Raw genomic sequence first — 18,908 nt, forward strand, 5'->3', positions numbered from 1 at the left:
TCGCGTTCCGGTCTCTTCGATACAGGGACCGGGGAGGCCGACTCCGGCCCCCCCGTTACAGGGGGATCAGACGTTCAGCAGCAGGAACTCCCGCTCCCAGCGACTGATCACCCCGAAGTAGGTCTCGTACTCTTTGCGTTTGACCGCGACGAAGGCGCGGGTGAAGCGCTCGCCCAGCATCTCCTTGATGGGCTCGCACTGTTCGAGATGGCTGAGTGCCTCCTCCAGCGAGCGGGGCAGGCTGTAGGGCAGGTCATAGGCGCTCGACTTCATCTCCGGCAGCGGCTCCAGCTTCTCCATCATGCCGAGATAGCCACAGGCCAGAGTGGCGGCCAGCGCCAGATAGGGGTTGGCATCGGCACCGGCGAAGCGGTTCTCCACCCGCCGCGCGCTCGGGTCAGAGAAGGGCACCCGCAGGCCGCAGGTGCGGTTCTCAACCCCCCACTGGACGTTGCGCGGCGCGCTCTCGCCAAAGGTGAGGCGGCGGTAGGAGTTGACGTTGGGGGCCAGCAGGGCGGTCACCGCCGGGGTATATTTCTGCAGACCGGCGATAAAGTGCATGAACTGTTCGCTGTTGCCGCCGTTCGGGGTACCGAACAGGTTGTGGCCGTTCACATCTTCCAGACTCTGGTGGATGTGCATAGCCGACCCCGGTTCGTCACTCATCGGCTTGGCCATAAAGGTGGCATAAATGCCGTGGCGGTGAGCGGCCTCACGCATGGTGCGTTTGAACAGGAACACCTGATCCGCCAGATCGATGGCATCACCATGCAGGAAGTTGATCTCCATCTGGGCGGCGCCCGACTCGTGGATCAGGGTGTCCACTTCCAGCTCCTGCGCCTCACAGTAGTCATACATGTCTTCAAAGATGGGGTCGAACTCGTTGACAGCATCGATACTGAACGACTGGCGGGCGGTCTCAGGGCGGCCGTTGCGACCGACCGGCGGCACCAGCGGATAGTCGGGGTCCTCGTTGCGGGTGACCAGATAGAATTCCAGCTCGGGCGCCACCACCGGCTTCCAGCCCTGTTTTTCGTAAAATGACAGAACCCGACGCAGCACGGAGCGCGGCGCGATGTCGATCAGCTTGCCGTTGACGTCGAAACAGTCGTGGATCACCTGTGCAGTGGGCTCCAGCGCCCAGGGGACAAAACGGATGGTGTTGGGGTCGGGATAGAGCTGCATGTCCCGCTCCAGCGGGTCGATCATGCTGTCGTCATCCGGATATTCGCCGGTCACCGTCTGGGTGAAAATCACCTCGGGCAGACGCATGCCCCCTTCACGCAAAAACTTGTTGGCTGGGATGATCTTGCCCCGGGCGTTGCCGGTGAAATCCGGGAACAGGCACTCCACTTCCGTGATGCGATTGCTCTCCATCCAGCCTTTGATACTGTCCATGTTAAACCCCGACTTTACGGTTGCCATTGGCAAGGGTGTCTAATATATGGAACACCCTTGTTATAAAATTGTAATCAACATCACCATAAAAGCCCGCCATCAAGGGCAATGTCAAGCGGGCGTGTTTAAAAAACTATAAATAACGGCGCATATAATGGCCAAGGCGGCACCAAATACTAAACACTCAAATCCGTACGAAGCCCACCTTTCTCATCTTTGCAAAGGCGATGCCAACAGAGGGTGAAGCGGACGCCAGAGCCCGACCAATCCCCCGCAGGAACGGACCATTTTTTTGCAAGGGCGCACAATCCTTATCCTATTTGCTTTGCTTGGCTGCATTTTTTTGGTACAAGGCCCGCCCTGATTTGCACTCTCTTGCATGAAACAGGTGCAAATCGGGATACAAGGGCTTGGTCTGTAGGCAGACAGCCCCCATAAACAGGGATAATTGGGTTAGTAAACTGACTGGTAGTTAATCGTATGTGTGATTTCATGACTGAAGACCAACTGGCCTTTTACAAGGGGCAGATCGAGCGACAGATCGTCGAGCTCGAAGAGCGCCTGAACTCCCAGGCCAGCCAGGCCATCGCCACCGACACCAACGAGATGGCTGATGAAATTGACCGTGCCAGTATCGAGGAAGCCCGCCGTCTGGAGCTGAACCGCATCGAGCACGACAAGCTGCACCTGCGCAAGCTGCGGGGCGCATTGAAGCGCATCAGCGAAGGGGATTTTGGTTACTGCGAATCTTGCGGTGACGAGATCTCCCTCAAGCGGCTGCATGCCCGTCCGGAATCCCGTTTCTGCGTCGAATGCCAGAGCACCAAGGAATTTAACGATACCCACGTGTTCCGTCGCGTCGCCTGATTCTTCGAAGAACCGTCACCATTCTGGTGCAACAGACGCCAGCAAGGCAGGGCCCTGCGCTCAAACCTTGCACAACGCCTCGCAGCAAGATGGTGACAAGTTCTGTTAGACTCCGGACACCTTCCGGAATCTACAGGAGAACAGAGAGTGAAATGGCTCATCAAGCTGTGTTTGTGCCTGCCACTGCTGGCACAAGCACAGGTTCTGACGGTCAAGGTCCCCAGCCGTCCCGTCAACAATCTTGACCAGGAGTACCAGTACAAGCTGCTGGAACTGGCCCTGACCCGCTCCGGGCAACCCTTTCGCATCCAGCCTGTCGAACTCGACCTCAACCAGTTCACCCTCCAGCAGCAGCTGAGCAAGGGCAAGACCATCAACGTCTTCTGGATGGGCACCTCCAGCGAGCTCGAATCCTCCCTGATTGCCGTCCCCATTCCGCTGTTTCGCGGGCTGGAAGGATTGCGGCTGTCATTCATCCACGCAGATGCTCAGGAGAAGTTTAACCAGATCAATACCCTGGCCGACCTCAAACAGCTGAAGGCGGCACAAGGGGTCGGTTGGGCCGATAACAAAATTCTGGAAAATGCGGGTATCCCGACCTTATCCGGCCGATACAGCAGCCTGTTTCGCCTTATCAACGACGGCGACAAGATCGACTTCTTCCCGCGCGCCCTGGTGGAGATCTTCGCCGAGCGCAGCGAGCTGGTGGCGCAGTATCCCAACCTCGCCATCGAGCAGCACCTGCTGATCCGCTACCCCTTCGCCCAGTTCTTCTTCGTCAGCCCCGAATACCCCAAGCTGGCCAAGGCGATTCAGACCGGGCTGGAGCGGGCCTATGCCGATGGCAGCTTTATGAAGTTCTTCAATGACAACCCCAAGATCCGCGAAGCGCTCGCCAGCGCCAACCTCGATCAGCGGGTCACCATCGCCCTGCCCAATCCGGATATGACCCCGTTGCTAAAATCCATTCCGGCCCAATATTGGGAGTATCCACCACAGGGATAATCATCACGAGCGCCTGACCACGAAGGTCAGGCTGCGAGAACACAGTGCGCCAGGGAGGTGCCATGAAAGGAATCCAGGAGTGGTTTGCGGAGTATGGCCAGAGCCATCGCCATCCGGTCAACGTCGCCATCCACAAGCAGGCGGTGCCGGGCATCTATCTCTGCTCGCTGGCACTGCTCTGGTGTCTGCCACACGGGCCCTTGCCAGAGCCCCTCAACTGGGCGGCAGTGGCAGCCATTCCGGTGCTGCTGTTCTATCTGCAGCTGTCGTTTTCGCTGTTCGCGGGGATGGCCGGGCTGACCGCGCTCGGGCTGGCCTTCTGCCACCAATGGCAGGGGCCGCTGTTATGGCCCGCCGTGGCAGCGTTCGTGCTGCTCTGGATAGCCCAGTTTGTCGGCCACAAGATCGAGGGCAAGCGCCCCTCCTTCCTCGCCGACCTGCAATTTCTGCTGATAGGCCCCGCCTGGGTGCTTGCCAGCCTCTATCGTCGCCTGGGCATTCCCTATTGAGGAATGCCGGGCCAACAGGAGAGACCATGACACATAACCACACGCGACATAATGCCCTGCGCCGCGCCCTGCCCCTGCTGCTGGGGGCCCTGTTTGCCGGCCCGGCACTGGCCGACAAGGCCGACCCGGTCGGCGAAGTGAGCACAGCCTTCAAGCTGTTTGGCCCGAACCACAAGATCCTGGTGGAGGCGTTCGACGACCCGCGCATCGACGGCGTCGCCTGCTATCTGGCGCGCCCCAAGACCGGTGGCGTCAAAGGCGGGCTGGGACTGGCGGAAGATCCCTCCCACGCCTCCCTGTCGTGCCACCAGATCGGCCCCATCACCCTGCCCGAAAAGCTGAAAGCGGGGGAAGAGGTGTTCGATGTCAGCACCTCGCTGGTGTTCAAGGAGCAGAAAGTGGTGCGTTTTTACGACAAGAAACGCAATGCACTGGTTTACCTGACCTACAGCACCAAACTGGTGGATGGTTCGTACAAGAGTGCAGTCAGCGCTGTTCCCATTATGCCGTGGGGACAATAACCAGCCGGTTTGTCAGGTGATAGCTGACCCATTTTGTTGTAATTTGACGACACACACGCTGCGGAGCACATACCATGAAAGTCGCCGTATTCAGTACCAAGAGCTATGACAAAGAGCATTTCAACCAGGCCAACAGCCAGTACGGCTTCGACCTGGAGTTTTTCGATGTGCGGCTGGAGGCCAAAACTGCCCGACTGGCTCACGGCTTCCCGGTGGTGTGTCTGTTCGTCAATGACGATGCCGACCGCGAGGTATTGACCGAATTGGCCGCCAACGGTACCCAGGTGATTGCCCTGCGCTGCGCCGGTTACAACAACGTGGATCTGGCCGCCGCCAAAGAGCTGGGGCTGAAAGTGGTGCGGGTGCCCGCCTACTCCCCCGAGGCGACTGCAGAACACGCCGTCGGCATGATGATGTGCCTCAACCGCCGCATCCATAAGGCTTATCAGCGCACCCGCGACGCCAACTTCTCGCTGGAAGGGCTGGTCGGCTTCAACATGCATGGCAAGACCGTTGGCGTCATCGGTACCGGCAAGATCGGTTTGGCCGCCCTGCGTATCCTCAAGGGGTTCGGGGTTCGCCTGCTGGTGAACGATCCTTACCAGAATCCGGCAGCCATCGAGCTGGGGGCCGAGTACGTGGATCTCGATACCCTGTTCCGCCAATCCGATATCATCAGCCTGCACTGCCCGCTGTTCAAAGAGAACTACCACCTGTTGAACAAGGAGGCGTTCGCCAAGATGAAAGACGGGGTGATGATCATCAACACCAGCCGTGGCGGCCTGCTCGACTCCAACGCCGCCATCGAGGCGCTCAAGACTTCCCGCATTGGCGCGCTGGGGCTGGACGTTTACGAAGAGGAAGAAGATCTCTTCTTCTCCGACAAGTCCAACGAGGTGATCACCGATGACGTGTTCCGCCGTCTGTCCGCCTGCCACAACGTGCTGTTCACCGGCCATCAGGCGTTCCTGACCCGCGAGGCGCTGCACGCCATCGCCGATACCACCCTCGGCAATATCCGCGCTATCGAAAGCCTGGGCCGCTGCGACAACGAAGTGGAATAAGGGCTAATCCCTTCATCCTGTTCTTCATTGCGGTGCGCCGGGTTGTGAGACCCGGCGCCTTCGGGTAGGCTAGCCCCCCTTTTTTATTCAGGAGTCTGGCGCCCATGTTTATCGGATTTGATTACGGCACCTCCAACTGTGCCGTGGCCGTGATGGAACAAGGTAGCCCCAGGCTGCTGAATCTTGGCGCATCCCGCTATCTCCCCTCCACCCTGCATGCCCCCCACCGGGATGCTATCGCCGGTCTGCTGGCCGAAGGGCTGGCCCCCGCCCAGCAGGCGGAGTACCTCAAGCTGCGTGGCCCCGTGGTCACCCGCGCCCAGATGGTTCGCCGCCAGATGCGCGAAGAGGGACTGATCGACGAGCTGAGCTTTGGCGGCGCTGCACTGGAGCGCTATCTGGAAGAGCCGGACGACGGCTACTACATCAAATCGCCGAAATCCTTCCTCGGCGCTTATGGCCTCAAGGCCCCCCAGATCGCCCTGTTTGAAGATATCGTCTGCGCCATGATGCTCCACGTTCGCCAGCAGGCGGAGCAACAGCTCGGCGCCCCTATCCGCCAGGCGGTGATCGGTCGGCCGGTCAACTTCCAGGGTCTGGCGGGGGAAGAGAGCAACCAGCAAGCTATCGCCATCCTGACCGAGGCGGCCCGTCTGGCCGGTTTCGAGCAGGTGGAGTTCCTCTATGAACCGGTGGCCGCCGGGTTTGAATTCGAGGCGCGCCTCACCGAAGACGCCGTGGTACTGGTGGTGGATATCGGCGGCGGTACCACCGACTGCTCCATGCTACGGATGGGCCCCAGCTACCGCGATCAGCTGGATCGCAGCGGCGATTTGCTCGGCCACAGCGGCCAGCGGATCGGCGGCAACGACTTCGATATCCGCCTGACGGTGGAGGGGATGATGCCGCTGCTCGGCATGCACGAAACCCTCAAGACCGGCAAGCCGCTGCCCCACCCGCTGTTCTGGGATGCGGCCGCCATCAACGACGTCAGCGCCCAGAGCCGTTTCTACAGCCTCGACACCGCCCGCCAGCTGCAGGATCTGCAGCTCGACAGCCAACCCGGCAGCAAGCTGGGGCGTCTGGCCAACCTGCGGGCCCACAAGCTGAGCCACCAGCTGGTGTGGCGTGCCGAGCAGGGCAAGATCGCCCTCTCGGAGCAGGAACTCAATCGCCAGTCGCTGGCCGAGCTGGAAAAAGGGCTGCAAGCGGAGCTGACCCGCGAACAGCTGGCCAACGCCTCGGCCCTGCTGCTGGAGAAGATTGGCGAGCTGATGGACGAAGCGATTGCCGCCGCCGGTGTGCAGCCGGATCGCATCTTCGTCACTGGCGGTAGCGCCCGCTCGCCGCTGATCGCCAGCTTTATCCGCCAGAAGCTGCCGACCATCCCGCTTGAGGGTGGCGATGACTTCGGCTCGGTGGCTGCGGGTCTTGCCCGTTATGCCGAGCGGCTATTCGCCAACTGAGCCCTGAGATAGCGTAAATCGATGGCAACATCACCCGTGTGTTGCCATTAAGCGACAGTCGTGCGGGACAAGGGGCGACAGAAGCGGTCGGTCGTCCCCTCTCCCGCCCTGCTCCCGACTGCCCAAAAAGGGTATTCTTGACGCTCCCCCAACCGGAGCCCCCTCATGCCCAGATTGCCCTTTTTGCTGATCCCCCTGTTACTGCTCGCTGGCTGCAGCTCGACCGCCTTTGTTCAGCAAGATCTGCAACACCACCACTGGGTACTGAGCAAACTGGATGGCGAACCGATCAAGGCCCCCCGCGACAATCCCCCCGATTTCGAGATCGGCGAGCACTTCACCGTCAACGGCATCGCCGGTTGCAACCGCTATTTCGGTCAGGGCCATCTGGAAGATGACAAACTGTGGGTCACCAGTCTGGGCAGCACCGAAATGGCCTGCATGCCGCCGCTGGACACCATAGAGCAGGCCGTGCTGACCACCCTTACCGAGGGGGCGACCCTGAGCGGCACCAGTCAGAACCTGATCCTGCAGGGCAAACAGCACCGTTTGGAATACACCTTGCGCGACTGGGTGTTCTAGCGCTCACAAAGCCGCATCACAAACAGGAACATGTTGTCCGGCTGTGGCACAATATGAGGCAGAGTTCGCAACGGAGGCTGCCTCAGCCATGTCGATGGATCGCCTGTTTGACAAGATCAAACAACTCCCCACTATTCCCAAGCTGCTACACGAGTTGATGCAGAGCTTCAACGACGAGAATGCCCGCATCGACGAGATTGCGGCCAAGATCGCCATGGATCAGGTGATCAGCGTCAAGGTGCTGCGGATGGCCAACTCGGCCGCCCTGCGCAGGGGCAACGAAGTGACCTCCATCGAACAGGCGGTGATCCGGCTCGGCTTCAACCGGCTGCGCTCCGTGGTGGTCGCCTCTGGCATCATCGGCACCTTCAAGGCCCCGCCCAGCTTCGACAAGAACAAGTTCTGGACCGAGACCTTCCAGGTCGCCACCATCGCCAAAACCCTGGCGCAGGAGGCCAAGGTGATGGATCCCGAGACCGCCTTCACCTGCGCCCTGATCCACAACATCGGCGAACTGCTTATCCAGAGCACCTTGCCGGAAGAGGCCGAGCTCATCAACATGGCGATCCAGAACGGCAGCAGCCGGGTCGAGGCCCAGCGGGAGATGCTGGGCTACGACTATGCCCAGCTTGGTGCCGAGCTGGCGCGGCGCTGGAACCTCTCCGAGGCCTTCGTCGATGCCATCTCCCAGCAGCTTGACCCGCTCTCCCACGATCCGGTCAGCAAGGAGGCGGTGCTGATCCGCCTCGCCGTGTTTATCTCCTTCGCCTGGAACGCGGGCGTGCCTGCCCAGGCCATCATCGCCCGCTTCCCCAAACCGCTCGCCGATCAGCTGGGACTGGATCCCAAGTCGCTGGCAGGCCAGCTCGAAACACTGCATGAACAGGGTAATGCCCTCGCCGATCTTCTGACTCAATAAGCATCATGACCCATCCGTTTCTGTTTCATCCCCAGGTGGCGCCCTGGTTCAAAGAGAGCGCCGACGCACTGCAATTGACTCTTTTTAGCGAGCTGGATGCGCCGATCCGCGAGGTGTGGCTGCGCCACGAGCCGGATAACGAGGAGTACCTGATCCCGATGACGGCAGTCTCCACCCGCGATCGGCTGCAGGTGTGGCAGGCGACCCTGCCGCTCATCAAGGGACAGGATATCCATCTCTACAGCTTCAAGTGCCTCACCGACGAGGAGCAGTGGTGGCTGCACGGGGCGGGCGTCAGCGCGTCCATGCCGCCACGGGAGCAGCATTTTCGCTTCAACAGCCTGCACCAGCCACCGGCCTGGGTGCAGGATCAGGTGTTCTACCAGATCTTCCCCGACCGTTTCTGCAACGGCGACCCGTCGCTGAGCGTCAAGCATCACGAGTACGAGTACCGTGGCAAAGCGGTGATCAGCAAGGCGTGGGGCGAGCCGGTCAGTCGCCACGAAGAGGGCCACGGCGCCTGCGAATTTTACGGCGGCGACCTGGCAGGCATCGATGCCAAGCTCCACTACCTGCAATCTCTCGGGGTGACGGCGCTCTACCTCAACCCCATCTTCGATTCGCCGAGCAACCACAAGTACGACACACAGGACTACTTCAAGGTCGATGCCCACCTCGGCAGCAACGAACAGTTCGCCGAGCTGACCCGCAACCTGCACCAGCGCGGCATGAAGATCATCCTCGATGCGGTGGTCAACCACACCTCTACCGAGCACCCCTGGTTCTGCCCGCCACTGGGCGCCCAGAGCAACCCGGACTCCCCGTGGCGCAGCTTCTACACCTTTGATAAAGAAGGGGATTACGTCAGCTGGAAGGGCATTCGCAGCCTGCCCAAGCTCGACTTCTCCTGCGAGAAGGTGCAAGACGCCGTCTATCGGGCCGACGACGCCATCCTCCGTTACTGGATGCGCGCCCCCTACCAGATCGATGGCTGGCGCTTTGACGTCATCCACATGCTGGGGGAGCGCGGCACCGCCGAGGGCAACCGCAGCCATGTACGCGCCATTCGCGGGGCAGTGAAGCAGGAGAACCCGGACGCCTATGTGCTCGGCGAACACTTCTTCGAGGCGAGCCAGTGGCTGCAAGGGGATCAGGAGGACGGTGCCATGAACTACTACGGCTTCGCCCACCCGATCCGCGCCTTTCTGGCGGGGCAGGATATCGCCTACCACCCCATCAAGATCAGCGCCGAAGAGCTGGATCGCTGGCTCAAGCTGGCGCGGGCCCACATCCCGTTCAAGAACCAGCTGGCCCAGTTCAACCTGCTGGACAGCCACGACACCGCCCGCTTCCTCCACCTGCTGGGTGAAGACAAGCAGCGGATGCAGCTGGCCGCCACCCTGCTGCTCACCTATATCGGCGTGCCCTCCATCTACTACGGCGATGAAGTGGGGCTCTCCGGCGGCAACGACCCGGACTGCCGCCGCTGCTTCCCGTGGGATACCACAGACTGGGATCATGTGCTGCACGACCACTATCGTCGGCTGATCCAGATCCGCCGCCAGCGCCCCTCCCTGCGCCGTGGCGATATCCAGACCCTCTACGCCGGGCCCCACAGCTATGTGTTCGCCCGTACCCTGCAAAGCGATCAGGTGGTGGTGGCCTGCAACCGCCATCCGAGCGAGCCACGCACCATCAGCCTGCCCCTGTGGCAGACCGCCAGCCCCGCCAGCCGTTTCACCGATGCCTTCAACGGTGAGAAGTTTGAAGTGGTGCAGGGCGAGGTGCAGCTCACCATCCCCGCCAACTCGGCGAGAGTGCTGATCTCCAGCTGAGCGGGCAACTTACGCGCTGAAAAGCAAAACCGGAGCCCAAGGCTCCGGTTTTTTATTCCATTCAATCCACCATGACGTCTGGCCCCTAACCAGCCGCCATCAGTAGTTGATGCTGACGTAGGGCACTTCCGGCACCTGCCAGCGCTGCTTGAGGTAGACGGTGAGCACGAAGAAGAAGTTGGCCAGCAGGTTGGCGAAGCGATAGAGAATGGGATCGAAGGCCACCCCGCTCTCTTCCAGCCGGACCAGCAGCCGCACCACCTTCTTGCTGCCGCAGCGGCACAGATGGAGGGTGGGAATGGGCTGGGGCCCCTGTGGCAGCACAAAACCGGTGACGCTGCCGCGACTCGCCTCGTTGTAGTGGTCGTAACGGGCCTTGAGCCACTCAAGATCTGCATCGAAGATCCCCAGCTTGCCGCGTACCGAGCCGTTTAGGTTGTAGATAAGTCGCTGCAACGCCGCGAGATCCGCCAGCATGGGCTCGGTATCCGCATCCGGCGCAAGGTGTGACAGCACGGCCCCGACCTGACAGCAGAGCTCGTCGGTGGCGATTTCAAAATCACATTTGAACGAGGTTTCGAAGATAAAGGGGTAGCAGAGCTCGCGCTTGTCTCTTGGCTTCTTGGGGTTCATGGGGCAACCGGATTGGAGAAAAGGCCAGTTTGCCAGCCCCGAGAAGGGCTGGCAAACGGCAGGTCATTACTTGCGTAACGCGCTGTGGCTCAGACGCGCTTGCTGGCGGGCTCGGTGGAGGGCTGGAACTGGCTGATCATCCGCAGCGCCTCCAGCATCCGCTGGTTGAAGCTGGTGAAGCGATCGACCTGCGCCGGTTCCTCTTCACCTCTCGCGGCCAGCACGGCCGGGGTCAGCGCTTGTTGCTGGGATGGTGGCAGCAGGGTATCCGCCTGTTTCTGTACCTGATCCAGCTTCGGCAGGTAGTCGGCAAACGGCTTGAGCAGATCCTGCAGGGAGCTGGCCCCCTGATAGGTCTGGCTCAGCTTGACGCTCTGCTTGAGCTTGAGGGAGTAGGAGGCCAGCTGGCTGTCATCCAGTTTCAGCTCGCCCGCCTTGTCCAGCAGATCCTCGAAGTTGCCGGAGAAGAAGTTCCCCGCCAGCTCGTCGATCCCCTTGACCAGCTTGCCGATGGACTCCATCTCGTCGCTGCTGAGATCCCCCTCCAGCGAGAAGCTGAAGCTCTGGCTCGATTTGAGGCTGAACTGGCTGCCACTCTCGCTGGTCTGGGACTTGGTCTGCCAGCTGTCGTTGAAGCGCAGCACCACCTTGTCGCCATCCTTGGTCTGGATCTCCAGATAACCCTGCTGGCGACTGGCCATCTCGGCCTGTCCCATGTCGGTCGGAGAGACCTTGCCGAAGAACTCCTTCTCGAACTCCTCGAGCCCCTTCTGGATCAACTTATAGCTCTGATCGATACCGGTTTTGATATCGTCGTTGTCAGTCGCCCACTTGCCGAGCTGCTTCTTCGCCTCGTCAAAGCCCTTGTCGACCCCCTTGCGGGCCTGCTCCATCATCCCGGTCAGGTCGTCGTCAGATTTGCCATCGGCCCGTGCGGCACCAAGCCGCCCGGTCACGAACTGCAGCACGTTGTCCGCCACCGACTGGAAGTCGAACAGGGTCTCCGGGGTGATCTCCTCGGGCTCTTTCACCTTCGGAGCCTGATAGCCCTGGCCGTTGATCTCCAGCGAGAACTGCAATGCCTGCTGGATCAGCACCTGCGCCCACTTGGGCGGCTTGTGCAAGGAGACCGCCTCCTCGCTCTTGACCTGTTTCTGCTCCGCCTGTTGGGGCGATTTGGGAGAAACACCCACTCCCTTGGGTTGGGCTGCGCCCACGCCTTCGATCTGCATAATGTGTCCTCCCACCATGCCTGTAGATCAGCTATCGGCCTGACTGAACACTTCTTGACCACAAAATGCTGGACAATCTGCGGCTGGCTTTTAAAATCGGGCCCCTTTGGGTGGCCTGTTGCCTTCCCCCGATTTCGACCCGGCTCGGCCGGTGTGCATGTGAGGTATTTATGACCCAGTCCCAACAGCCTTCCGCGAACGCTCCGGCGCCTAGAACCGCGGCCGACTATCAGGCCCAACTCGACGAAAAGCGCGCTCGCCTCACCGAGCTGTTTGCCGGCTTCACCCTCCCGGCGCTGGAAGTGCACAGCTCACCGGCGGAGTACTACCGGATGCGCGCCGAGTTTCGCATCTGGCACGAAGGGGATGACCTCTTCCACTGCATGTATGCCCCGGCGACCAAAGAGATCATCAAGATAGACCACTTCCCTACCGCCAGCCGCCTCATCAACCAGTTGATGCCGCTGCTGCTGGAGGGGCTGCGCCCACACCCGGTGCTGCGCCGCAAACTGTTCCAGATTGACTACCTCTCCACCCAGTCCGGCCAGATCATTGTCAGCCTGCTCTATCACCGCAAGCTGGAGGCCGAATGGCAACAGGCCGCCGAAGCGCTGCAGGCCGATCTGCGCGCCAAGGGGTTCGAGCTGCAACTGATTGGCCGCGCCCACAAGCAGAAGATCTGTCTGGGGGATGACTTCGTCATCGAACAGCTCAACGTGGCGGGTCGCCAGCTCATCTACAAGCAGGTGGAGAACAGCTTCACCCAGCCCAACGCCGCCATCAACGAGCAGATGCTGGCCTGGGCGCTGGATGTGACCAAGGGGAGCGAAGGGGACCTGCTGGAGCTCTATTGCGGCAACGGCAACTTCTCCATCGCGCTGGCGCAGAACTTCCGCAAGGTGCTGGCCACCGAAATCGCCAAGCCGAGCGTCGACTCCGCCCAGTTCAACATCGCAGCCAACGGCGTCGACAACCTGATCATCCTGCGCATGTCGGCCGAGGAGTTCACCATGGCGATGCGTGGTGAACGGGAGTTCAACCGCCTCAAGGGGATCGATCTCAAGAGCTACCAGTGCAACACCATCTTCGTCGACCCGCCCCGCGCCGGTCTCGACGATGCCACCGTCAAGCTGGTGCAGGAGTACGACAACATCCTCTACATCTCCTGCAACCCCGAGACACTGCAGGCCAACATGGCCGTGCTGGGCGAAACCCACGAAATCGCCCGTTTCGCCCTGTTCGACCAGTTCCCCTGGACCCATCACATGGAAGCCGGGGTCTATCTGCGCCGCAAGGCCGGTTGATTCAGGCAGACAGGAAAACAACAACAGGGCCGGATGGCCCTGTTTTGTTATTGGCTGAACATCGGCCTCACTCCAGCCGGAAGTGACCCACGATCTCCCGCAGCCGGTCGTAGGTCTGCTGCATCGCCACGGAGCTGGCGACCGTTGCCTCCCCGTTGTGGGTCAGCTGGCGGATCACTTCAGCGATGGCGCTCATGTTGCGATTGATCTCTTCGGCCACCGCGCTCTGCTGCTCCGCCGCCGTGGCGATATGGCTGATGAGATCGTTGATCTCCACTACTTCCCCTGCCATCAGATCCAGCGACTCGTTGACCCTGGTAGTGTTCTCGGCCGCCCCCTGACAGCTCTGCTTGGTGTTGCCCATGGCCTCCACCACAGTTCGGGTGCCCCGCTGCAAACTGGCCAGCATGGTCTGGATCTCCGCCGTGCTCTGCTGGGTACGGGCCGCAAGGGAACGCACTTCGTCTGCCACTACCGCAAAACCGCGCCCCTGTTCCCCGGCGCGGGCCGCCTCGATGGCGGCGTTGAGGGCCAGCAGGTTGGTCTGTTCGGCAATGCTGCCGATCACCCCCAGCACTGAGCCAATCTGCTGCACATCCTGCTGCATCGCCTCGATGGAGCGGGCAGTGGCTTCCACTTCGTCCACCAGCGCCATCACGCTGGCCATCGCCTGATCCACCACCTGACGGGACTGGCTCGCCAGCTGCTGACTCTGGCCGGTGAGCCGGGCGGTGCTGGCCGCACTCTCGGAGACGGAGACCGCGGTGCGGCTCATCTCGTTGATGGCAGTCACCACCTGCTCGGTCTCGCGTACATGGTCCGCCAGCAGGGACTGGGCGGCGCCGGTCTGGCTGGCCAACCCCTCGATGCCGCTGTTGAGCTGGCCGCTCGCCTGCCGCACCTCCCCCATCATCTCCTGCAACCGCTCGATAAAGCGGTTGATGCCGGCCGAGATCTGGCCAAGGTCATCCTTGCTGGTCACCGCCAGTCGGCGGGTGAGATCGCCGCTGCCGCGGGAGAGCTCCAGCACCAGATCCCGCAAGGAGAGAATGGGGCGATAGGCCACGTTGAGCGCCAGTATGGCAAGCACCATCACCACGATCGCCACGCCGCACAGCGCCATGATGATCTGGCCGTTGAGGGCCCTGGTCATGGCCCGGATGTAGTCAAGGTCGATATAGCCGGTCAGCATCCAGCTGCTGCCACGAATATCCAGCTGGTTGGGGCGTGCCTCGCTCTCCCCCTGCGGCTTGCTGTCATAGAGGCTGTTGCCCTGACTGTCGGCCAGCGAGAAGTAGCGGCCATCGCCACTCATCTTCTCCAGCAGGCTCTTGAACTCGCTCATGTCGAGGTAGTAGAGATAGGCGGAATCGGCACCGCGCGGCACCAGAATGGTGATGACCGGCTTGCCATCCACCTGTTGCAGCGGGCTGACGGTGATCTGGTTGTTGGCGGCGGGGATCAGCTTGCGCAGGGTATCGACTTTGGCGCTGTCGTTGATGACCCCGCTCACGTCGAAGGCCATGTCGCCGATCACTTTGACGATGTTGTGAAAGCCGGTCTCTTGCAGGGTCTTCTTGACGTTGGTCACCCCGAAGTTGAGGTTGGCGGCCAACAGGATCTTCTGATTGATGTCGCTGGCCAGCTTCTCTTTGACCAGAGTTATCTGCTCGGTGATGTTGTGGGTGGCCTGAGTGCGAATGTAGCCACTGATGAAGTGATTCACGCTGAGTCCGGCGGTGCCGATGGTGACCAGAATGGCCAGTAGCAGCAAGAGGTAAATCTTGACCTTGAATGGCATGGGTTCCCTCCAGAAGAGAGGGCTGGCAACGCCAACCCTCCCTGCCAATCGTTATTTCTTCTTGGCGTACTTCATGGAGTCCAGGGCCACCGCCAGAATGATAATGCCGCCCTTGATGATGAACTGCCAGTAAGGGCTGACGCCGATATAGGTCAAGCCATAGTTGATCAGGGTGAAGATAAGTACGCCGGTAATCACACCCGCGACCGTTCCCACCCCGCCAGCAAACGACACGCCGCCCACCACGCACGCCGCGATGGCATCCAGCTCGTACATGAAGCCGAGGTTGTTGGTGGCGCTACCGATCCGGCCCGCTTCCAGCATGCCGCCGAAGGCGTAGAAGACCCCTGCCAGCGCATAGATCATCACCAGATTGACCGCCACATTGACGCCGGAGACCTTGGCAGCCTCGGGGTTGCCGCCGATGGCGAAGATGTTTTTGCCAAAGCGGGTCTTGTTCCACAGCACCCAGACAAAGACGCTGGCGATGGCCGCGTAGAAGGTAAGATAAGAGAGCTTGAATCCTCCTATCCGGATAAACCCTTGGGCGAAGCTGGAGAAGCGGGGGTCAAACCCGGCCACCGGCGAAGCACCCACCGAGTCAAAGTAGAGGGAGTTGATACCGTAGACGATGATCATGGTGCCCAGGGTGGTAATGAACGGGGTGACGTTCAGGTAGGCCACGATCAGACCGTTGACCAGACCAATCAGCGCCCCCACCACACACACCAGCAGGATCACCGCAGGAATGGGCACCTCCCCCAACGTCGGGAACACCTTGTTGACGTTGGTCAACGCCTGCAACATGGTTGCCGCGATGAGTGCCGCCAGACCGACCTGACGACCGGCCGAGAGATCCGTCCCCTGAGTGATGATGATGCCCGCCACCCCCAGCGCTATGATGACCCGCACCGAGGACTGGGTCAGGATGTTGCTGAAGTTGGTGAGGCTCAGGAAGGAGGGCTCCTGGATCACGATGACCATGAGCAGCACCAGCAGCACCAGATAGATGGCGTTTTCCTTGAGCGCCTGCATCAGATTGAAATTTTTAGCCGACTCCATAAATGTCTTCCTGTCTCTAGAGGTACAGAGATGCCAGGCGCAGTATCTCGCTCTGGTCAGTTTCTTTGGTATTGACGATCCCGGCGACCCGGCCATTGCTCATCACCATGATGCGGTCGGTGATCCCCAGCAATTCCGGCATCTCTGACGAGATGATGATGATCCCCTTGTCCTTCTTCGCCAGCTCCAGGATGAGCTGGTAGATCTCGAACTTGGCCCCGACGTCGATGCCGCGGGTGGGCTCGTCGAGCATCAGGATCTCCGGCTGGGTCAGCAGCCAGCGACCGATGATCACCTTCTGCTGGTTGCCCCCGGAGAGGGAACCGATCTGGGTCTGCTGGGTCGGCGTCTTGACCCGCATGGAGTCGATCACCCACTGGGTATCGCTCTTCATCTTGTTGTCGCTGAGCAGCCCCATGGAGCCCTTGTAGCTGTCCATGTTGGCGATCAGGGAGTTGAAGGCGATATCGAGCCGGGAGTAGATACCGGTGGAGCGGCGCTCTTCCGTCACCAGCGCAAAGCCGTTGCGGATCGCTTCGTGGGCGTTGTGGTTGGCCACCTCTTTGCCGTGCAGCTTGATGCTGCCCTGGCTGCGATCGCGAATACCGAACAGGGTCTCGACGATATCGGTGCGCTTGGCCCCCACCAGTCCGGCGATGCCGAGGATCTCCCCCTTGTGCAGGTTGAAGGTCACATCCTGAATGGAGGGCTGGTTCTTCGCCGTCAGGTGTTCGATCTCGAGGATCACCTCTTTCGGCTGGTTGGTTTTTTCCGGGAAACGCTGGGTCAGTTCACGGCCGACCATCATCCCGATGATCTGATCCATGGTCATGCCCTTGAGCGGCTGGGTTGCCACCCACTGGCCATCCCGCAATATGGTGATCTCGTCACAGAGCTGGAAGATCTCCTCCATCTTGTGAGAGATGTAGACGATGCCGCACCCCTTCTCCTTCAACTTGTTGATGATCTTGAAGAGGTGGTTCACCTCTTTCTCGGTCAGGGAGGAGGTGGGTTCGTCCATGATGACGATCTTGGCGTCGTAGGAGAACGCCTTGGCGATCTCGATCATCTGCATCTGGGAGACCGACAGGGTCGCGACCTTCACCTTGGGGTCGATGTCGATATCCAGCTCATCGAAGATGCGCTTGGTGTCGTCATACATCTTGCCGTGGTCGATAAACCACCCCTTGGTGGGGTAGCGGCCGAGCCACATGTTGTCCATCACGGTACGCTGCAGCACCAGGTTGAGCTCCTGATGCACCATGGAGACGCCATTTTCCAGCGCCTCTTTGGAGGAGGTGAAGTTGATCTCCTGCCCCTTGAAGAAGATCTTGCCCTGATCCTTCTCGTAAATGCCGAACAGGCACTTGAGCAGTGTGGATTTTCCCGCTCCGTTCTCGCCCATCAACGCATGCACAGAATGAGGACGGACCCGTAAATTGACATTATCGAGTGCCTTGACGCCGGGAAAGCTCTTACTGACGTCAATCATCTCCAACAGCCATTCTGATTGTTGCTGTGTTGTCATATCAGCCATCACATCTGGTTGAAAAAAGGGCAAGGGGATCTCCCTTGCCCTGGAGGAGGGAATTACTCGAATTGGGACAGGTTGTCTTTATCCACACCGACGTAGGCAACACGCACTACCTTGTCGACGATATTCCACTTGGTGCCTTCACCGGCCGGTTTGCCTTCAGCCAGGTTCTTGGTCAGCTCGAAGGTGGCCTTGGCCTGGTTGGCCGCATCGTTCAGCACGGTACCCGCCATGGCACCGCTCTTGACCATGGCCAGCGCTTCCGGCAGCGCATCGACGCCGAATACCGGAATGGCAGTCTTGCCCTGGGCTTTCAGTGACTCGACTGCACCCATTGCCATGCCGTCGTTGTTGGCGATGACCACTTCGATCTTGTTGGCGTTGGGGCCGGAGATCCAGGCATCCATCTTGTCTTTCGCCATAGCGGTATCCCACATACCGGTATCCATGTGCAGTTGCTCGGTCTTGACGCTGCCATCGTTCAGGGTCTTGACCACGTAGGAGGTGCGCGCTTCGGCATCCGGGTGGCCCGGCTCCCCTTTCAGCAGCACGAACTGGATCACGCCATCCTTGTTCAGGTCCCACTCCGGATGGGCTTTCCAGTGTTTGGCAATCAGCTGACCCTGGATGATCCCTGACTCCTTGGAGTCGGTGCCCACGTAGTAGGCCTTGTCGTAGCTGGCCAGATCGGTAGCGCTCGGCTCCTTGTTGTAGAAGACCACCGGGATATCTTCGCCACGGGCTTTCTCAATCACCACCGGTGCCGCAGCCGGGTCAACCAGGTTGATGGCCAGCGCCTTCACCCCTTTGGCCAGCAGCACGTCGATCTGGTCGTTCTGCTTGGACTGGTCGTTCTGGGAGTCGTTCATCAGCAGTTCCACCCCCGGAGTGGCTGCCGCCTCCTTCTCGATGGCCTTGCGCACGACCGCCATGAAGTTGTCGTCGTACTTGTAGACGGTTACCCCGATACGGGTGTCAGCCTGGGCATTGGCTCCAGCCATCATGCCCATCAGCAGGGCGGCAACTGTGGTCAGTTTTTTCATTATGTGTGCTCCGATGTGTCTATCTGTGTTGTAGGGTGGCGAGCAATTGAGCAAGCGCCAATCAATGTAATCAGTTTGTTGTCATTTCTTCTGTGATCATGACGACAAAATGAAAACGTTTACACTCTGTTAC

The 18,908-nt window shown here is 60.3% G+C and carries 17 protein-coding genes; 10 read left to right on the forward strand and 7 right to left on the reverse strand.

The features are described from left to right. Positions 1-66: 66 nt before the first annotated feature. Positions 67-1,398 carry a glutamine synthetase family protein gene (locus tag AB5Y76_RS10755; protein ID WP_013723370.1) on the reverse strand — a complete coding sequence of 444 codons (1,332 nt, stop codon included), beginning with the start codon at positions 1,396-1,398 and terminating at the stop codon, positions 67-69. Between the two features lie 480 nt (positions 1,399-1,878). Here AB5Y76_RS10755 and AB5Y76_RS10760 point away from each other — a divergent pair, with 480 nt between their 5' ends. The 9 genes from AB5Y76_RS10760 to malZ all read left to right on the forward strand — a co-directional run bounded on the left by AB5Y76_RS10760 (position 1,879) and on the right by malZ (position 10,166). Further along, positions 1,879-2,265 (forward strand): TraR/DksA C4-type zinc finger protein, encoded by a 387-nt coding sequence (locus tag AB5Y76_RS10760; protein ID WP_005356952.1) that lies wholly within the window; start codon positions 1,879-1,881, stop codon positions 2,263-2,265. A gap of 147 nt (positions 2,266-2,412) precedes the next feature. Continuing rightward, the gene (locus AB5Y76_RS10765; RefSeq protein ID WP_159162690.1) at positions 2,413-3,270 is read left to right on the forward strand and encodes a hypothetical protein; all 858 of its coding nucleotides are present in this window, start codon (positions 2,413-2,415) and stop codon (positions 3,268-3,270) included. Positions 3,271-3,332: 62 nt separating this feature from the next. Further along, complete coding sequence (locus AB5Y76_RS10770; protein WP_263717987.1) at positions 3,333-3,779, forward strand: DUF962 domain-containing protein; 447 nt, start codon at positions 3,333-3,335, stop codon at positions 3,777-3,779. Between the two features lie 26 nt (positions 3,780-3,805). Further along, positions 3,806-4,300: a CreA family protein gene (locus tag AB5Y76_RS10775; RefSeq protein ID WP_005355485.1), complete on the forward strand. Its 495-nt coding sequence runs from the start codon at positions 3,806-3,808 to the stop codon at positions 4,298-4,300. Between the two features lie 74 nt (positions 4,301-4,374). Next, the gene (locus tag AB5Y76_RS10780) at positions 4,375-5,364 is read left to right on the forward strand and encodes a 2-hydroxyacid dehydrogenase (protein ID WP_236356876.1); all 990 of its coding nucleotides are present in this window, start codon (positions 4,375-4,377) and stop codon (positions 5,362-5,364) included. Between the two features lie 104 nt (positions 5,365-5,468). Beyond that, positions 5,469-6,830 (forward strand): molecular chaperone, encoded by a 1,362-nt coding sequence (gene yegD, locus AB5Y76_RS10785; RefSeq protein WP_263717986.1) that lies wholly within the window; start codon positions 5,469-5,471, stop codon positions 6,828-6,830. A 165-nt stretch (positions 6,831-6,995) separates the two neighbouring features. Continuing rightward, entirely contained in the window at positions 6,996-7,412 is a 417-nt protein-coding gene (locus AB5Y76_RS10790) for an META domain-containing protein (RefSeq protein ID WP_005340725.1), read from the forward strand. Between the two features lie 88 nt (positions 7,413-7,500). Further along, positions 7,501-8,331 carry an HDOD domain-containing protein gene (locus AB5Y76_RS10795; RefSeq protein WP_005355498.1) on the forward strand — a complete coding sequence of 277 codons (831 nt, stop codon included), beginning with the start codon at positions 7,501-7,503 and terminating at the stop codon, positions 8,329-8,331. A 5-nt stretch (positions 8,332-8,336) separates the two neighbouring features. Beyond that, on the forward strand, positions 8,337-10,166 hold the full coding sequence (gene malZ, locus AB5Y76_RS10800; RefSeq protein WP_005356962.1) for a maltodextrin glucosidase: 1,830 nt from the start codon (positions 8,337-8,339) through the stop codon (positions 10,164-10,166). A gap of 99 nt (positions 10,167-10,265) precedes the next feature. Here malZ and AB5Y76_RS10805 read toward each other — a convergent pair whose 3' ends face one another. Further along, a complete protein-coding gene (locus AB5Y76_RS10805; RefSeq protein ID WP_101530434.1) occupies positions 10,266-10,799 on the reverse strand; it encodes an ATP--cob(I)alamin adenosyltransferase in 534 nt (177 codons plus the stop codon). An 89-nt stretch (positions 10,800-10,888) separates the two neighbouring features. Further along, positions 10,889-12,031, reverse strand: coding sequence for a DUF5610 domain-containing protein (locus AB5Y76_RS10810; RefSeq protein WP_236272196.1), 1,143 nt, complete (start codon positions 12,029-12,031; stop codon positions 10,889-10,891). Between the two features lie 170 nt (positions 12,032-12,201). Here AB5Y76_RS10810 and trmA point away from each other — a divergent pair, with 170 nt between their 5' ends. Then, on the forward strand, positions 12,202-13,335 hold the full coding sequence (trmA, locus tag AB5Y76_RS10815; protein WP_042656544.1) for a tRNA (uridine(54)-C5)-methyltransferase TrmA: 1,134 nt from the start codon (positions 12,202-12,204) through the stop codon (positions 13,333-13,335). A gap of 67 nt (positions 13,336-13,402) precedes the next feature. On the opposite strand, the gene AB5Y76_RS10820 is transcribed toward trmA, so the two are convergent. The 4 genes from AB5Y76_RS10820 to mglB are packed head-to-tail and all read right to left on the reverse strand — an operon-like array spanning position 13,403 to position 18,775. Beyond that, a complete protein-coding gene (locus tag AB5Y76_RS10820) occupies positions 13,403-15,136 on the reverse strand; it encodes a methyl-accepting chemotaxis protein (RefSeq protein ID WP_263717984.1) in 1,734 nt (577 codons plus the stop codon). A gap of 51 nt (positions 15,137-15,187) precedes the next feature. Next, entirely contained in the window at positions 15,188-16,198 is a 1,011-nt protein-coding gene (mglC, locus tag AB5Y76_RS10825; protein ID WP_005342585.1) for a galactose/methyl galactoside ABC transporter permease MglC, read from the reverse strand. A gap of 16 nt (positions 16,199-16,214) precedes the next feature. Beyond that, positions 16,215-17,735: a galactose/methyl galactoside ABC transporter ATP-binding protein MglA gene (gene mglA / locus AB5Y76_RS10830; protein WP_041234376.1), complete on the reverse strand. Its 1,521-nt coding sequence runs from the start codon at positions 17,733-17,735 to the stop codon at positions 16,215-16,217. A gap of 53 nt (positions 17,736-17,788) precedes the next feature. Continuing rightward, on the reverse strand, positions 17,789-18,775 hold the full coding sequence (mglB, locus tag AB5Y76_RS10835) for a galactose/glucose ABC transporter substrate-binding protein MglB (RefSeq protein WP_144715697.1): 987 nt from the start codon (positions 18,773-18,775) through the stop codon (positions 17,789-17,791). Positions 18,776-18,908: the final 133 nt, after the last annotated feature.

The sequence above is a fragment of the Aeromonas sp. R1-2 genome (genome assembly GCF_040908505.1).
Lineage (GTDB): Bacteria > Pseudomonadota > Gammaproteobacteria > Enterobacterales > Aeromonadaceae > Aeromonas > Aeromonas veronii.

What these genes read in the sequence shown, in the direction of transcription:
- AB5Y76_RS10770 (WP_263717987.1), top strand. Translation starts at nt 3,333, where the DNA reads ATGAAAGGAATCCAGGAGTGGTTTGCGGAGTATGGCCAGAGCCATCGC.
- AB5Y76_RS10795 (WP_005355498.1), top strand. Translation starts at nt 7,501, where the DNA reads ATGTCGATGGATCGCCTGTTTGACAAGATCAAACAACTCCCCACTATT.
- malZ (WP_005356962.1), top strand. Translation starts at nt 8,337, where the DNA reads ATGACCCATCCGTTTCTGTTTCATCCCCAGGTGGCGCCCTGGTTCAAA.
- AB5Y76_RS10805 (WP_101530434.1), bottom strand. Translation starts at nt 10,799, where the DNA reads ATGAACCCCAAGAAGCCAAGAGACAAGCGCGAGCTCTGCTACCCCTTT.
- trmA (WP_042656544.1), top strand. Translation starts at nt 12,202, where the DNA reads ATGACCCAGTCCCAACAGCCTTCCGCGAACGCTCCGGCGCCTAGAACC.
- mglB (WP_144715697.1), bottom strand. Translation starts at nt 18,775, where the DNA reads ATGAAAAAACTGACCACAGTTGCCGCCCTGCTGATGGGCATGATGGCT.
- AB5Y76_RS10755 (WP_013723370.1), bottom strand. Translation starts at nt 1,398, where the DNA reads ATGGACAGTATCAAAGGCTGGATGGAGAGCAATCGCATCACGGAAGTG.
- mglA (WP_041234376.1), bottom strand. Translation starts at nt 17,735, where the DNA reads ATGGCTGATATGACAACACAGCAACAATCAGAATGGCTGTTGGAGATG.
- AB5Y76_RS10810 (WP_236272196.1), bottom strand. Translation starts at nt 12,031, where the DNA reads ATGCAGATCGAAGGCGTGGGCGCAGCCCAACCCAAGGGAGTGGGTGTT.
- AB5Y76_RS10790 (WP_005340725.1), top strand. Translation starts at nt 6,996, where the DNA reads ATGCCCAGATTGCCCTTTTTGCTGATCCCCCTGTTACTGCTCGCTGGC.
- mglC (WP_005342585.1), bottom strand. Translation starts at nt 16,198, where the DNA reads ATGGAGTCGGCTAAAAATTTCAATCTGATGCAGGCGCTCAAGGAAAAC.
- AB5Y76_RS10820 (WP_263717984.1), bottom strand. Translation starts at nt 15,136, where the DNA reads ATGCCATTCAAGGTCAAGATTTACCTCTTGCTGCTACTGGCCATTCTG.
- yegD (WP_263717986.1), top strand. Translation starts at nt 5,469, where the DNA reads ATGTTTATCGGATTTGATTACGGCACCTCCAACTGTGCCGTGGCCGTG.
- AB5Y76_RS10775 (WP_005355485.1), top strand. Translation starts at nt 3,806, where the DNA reads ATGACACATAACCACACGCGACATAATGCCCTGCGCCGCGCCCTGCCC.
- AB5Y76_RS10780 (WP_236356876.1), top strand. Translation starts at nt 4,375, where the DNA reads ATGAAAGTCGCCGTATTCAGTACCAAGAGCTATGACAAAGAGCATTTC.
- AB5Y76_RS10760 (WP_005356952.1), top strand. Translation starts at nt 1,879, where the DNA reads ATGTGTGATTTCATGACTGAAGACCAACTGGCCTTTTACAAGGGGCAG.